This window comes from Paramagnetospirillum marisnigri (assembly GCF_001650715.1).
In the GTDB taxonomy this organism is placed as follows: Bacteria; Pseudomonadota; Alphaproteobacteria; order Rhodospirillales; family Magnetospirillaceae; genus Phaeospirillum; species Phaeospirillum marisnigri.
This window is the reverse complement of sequence record NZ_LWQT01000117.1, coordinates 1-2125: the sequence shown is the minus strand read 5'-3', so window position 1 is coordinate 2125 and position 2125 is coordinate 1. Positions and strand designations below refer to the sequence as shown.

Below are 2125 nucleotides of genomic sequence, written 5' to 3'. Positions count from 1 at the left end.
ATGTCTCTTCTTCGGCATGGAATGTCCCCTTCATGGTCAGTTGAATTATTACATTCAACCTGGAGCCATTCACGGGGGGAGGGTCAACCGGACGGGTCTCGAAGACCACGGCGGCTGGCGCCCTGCTGGTGGAACGGTAATCCCCCCTGAAGATCGGAAGCGCGAAGTCCAGCCTCATAACCGAAAACGCGAAGACCCGCCCAAGGGGGGCGGGTCTCTGCGTTTTGGTTGCGGGGGCATGCAACCAGCGTTACTTGCACTTCGATTGGGCTCCCCTCAACGCCGCTCATTTGTCCGAGTAACGTGAGGAGAACACCATGACACGCACCCGTCAAACTGAAGACCGGTACAAGCGCGTCGCTAACCGACTTATGGCTGCCAGTTCTCGAGACCTTGGCTGCGAGACATCTGAAATCACTGCCACTACCATGGCTGATTGGATGATCCGGCACAAAGCAGGATGGTCCCCTTCAACTTGGCGGCAGTATCGTGCAGCGCTCAGCTTCGCCTTCGGGTCGCAGATATCGGCCCTCCTTCAGCAGCCCGATCTGCCTGCATCGGGCAAACGGGGGCGTCGAACATCCGGCCAAAAGGAAAAGCGTCTCCCGCCTGCTGATCTGAAGACGCTCCTCGACCACCTTCTTGAGCGGATCAATGCCACAAACAACTGCCACAAAGACGACCTGTCGCCCAAGTCCCTGGCAGCTCTGCTCCTGCTTTGCGGTACGATCGCTGGCCTCCGCCCCTGTGAATGGCCGTCGGTGATTCTATGCCCTTCATCCAGGCAGTCCGATCTGCTACTAAAGGTTGCCAATGCCAAGAGCACCAATGCTCGTAGCCATGGGGTATTCAGAGAAATCGAACTGCCTGACCTGAGCCCATCACTGCGCAAGTTGGTCCTGTTGTTGGTGAGCACGGCCAGGAAGACCACGGCCGACGGAACCTGGGACAGGCGCGTGGCATCATCCGGTAAGGCGCTTTATCGGACGACGAGGGAATTGTGGCCTCATCGTAAAAAGCACTACACCCTCTATTCGCCGAGGCATCAGGCCGCCGCCAACTGGAAGATGATCCTGGACAAGGAACAGATCGCCGCATTGATGGGGCACGCCTCCATGGAGACAGCGACGACCCACTATGGCCGACGGAGCGCGGGACGGGCCCAGGTGTTGCCGGGAATGGCCACCGTCATTGGCGTGCCCAGTGAGGCCAATCTGTTGGCCGTCCGCGCAAGGCAGTCCTCCACTTTGCCGGTGGAAGTGTCATCCCACGAACCTGGCTTCAACGGTCCCAACTAACCAGCACTGGGCGTGACGACAGCAAACGCCCAAAATCCATTCTTCGACCAAGTGGACGCCCGGCAAGTGCCTCCAAAGCAGTTAGACCTCGACACCGCATATGACGGCTGTCCCCTCGTCAACCGTCGTTCACGGACAATGGCCGCTACGGCCCTTGAGTGCCATGACCGGCCATCCGTAGACGTGAGATTCCGGTCGCCCTGGAACCGACCGGCAAAGTGAACCTGAACTGACCTGTCCGGTCATTTCATGAGTCATGACCGAAGAAATGGTGCCGCAGTCAGATTTGGAGAGACCGAGATGGGCCAACGACCCGTCAATCATCACGTGGCTCAGGAGGAAACTTATGAGCGATGCCTTTATGGCATTCAATGCATGATTTATTGTTGGGCGCTGCCTCCAGTTTCATTTTTTGCCGGGCCTCATTGCTCTGCTTGTGAAAAGCCATAGCCTCGTAACTATGACAGGCCCTGCATTCTCTCGAATCGTTTTTGAGCATGCTGTCCCAGACACGCTCGGCTAATAGCCGTCTCCGGGCCTCGAATTTTTCTGGAGTCGAAATGGTGCCGACCACAGTGTGGTAGATGTCGGCGGCTGCCTCAATCTTGCGGACTAACATTGCCAGACCGGACCTGGGAACATGGCAATCAGAACAGGTCACCCTGACTCCCGAAGGGTTACTGTAGTGAGGGGATTTCTTATACTCCTCATAAACCGTTGCTCTCATCTCGTGGCACGAGATGCAGAATTCTAGCACTACTTTGGCATATTTTAGCTACGGGCGGTTTTTTGGGGTTCCCAAGAGCAAGTTTGCGTGATTCATAAGA

Annotated in this window: 2 protein-coding genes; one reads left to right on the top strand and one right to left on the bottom strand. The window is 56.6% G+C overall.

Annotated elements, in window-relative coordinates; translation table 11 throughout:
* The first annotated feature begins 317 nt into the window (after positions 1-317).
* Complete coding sequence (locus A6A04_RS19555) at positions 318-1298, top strand: hypothetical protein (protein WP_068495704.1); 981 nt, start codon at positions 318-320, stop codon at positions 1296-1298.
* A 316-nt stretch (positions 1299-1614) separates the two neighbouring features.
* Here the strand turns inward: A6A04_RS19555 and A6A04_RS22020 are convergent, their stop codons facing one another.
* Positions 1615-2055 carry a NapC/NirT family cytochrome c gene (locus A6A04_RS22020; RefSeq protein WP_156612707.1) on the bottom strand — a complete coding sequence of 147 codons (441 nt, stop codon included), beginning with the start codon at positions 2053-2055 and terminating at the stop codon, positions 1615-1617.
* Positions 2056-2125 lie beyond the last annotated feature (70 nt).

Coding starts and splice junctions, on each gene's coding strand:
- A6A04_RS19555 (WP_068495704.1), top strand. CDS start 318: ATGACACGCACCCGTCAAACTGAAGACCGGTACAAGCGCGTCGCTAAC.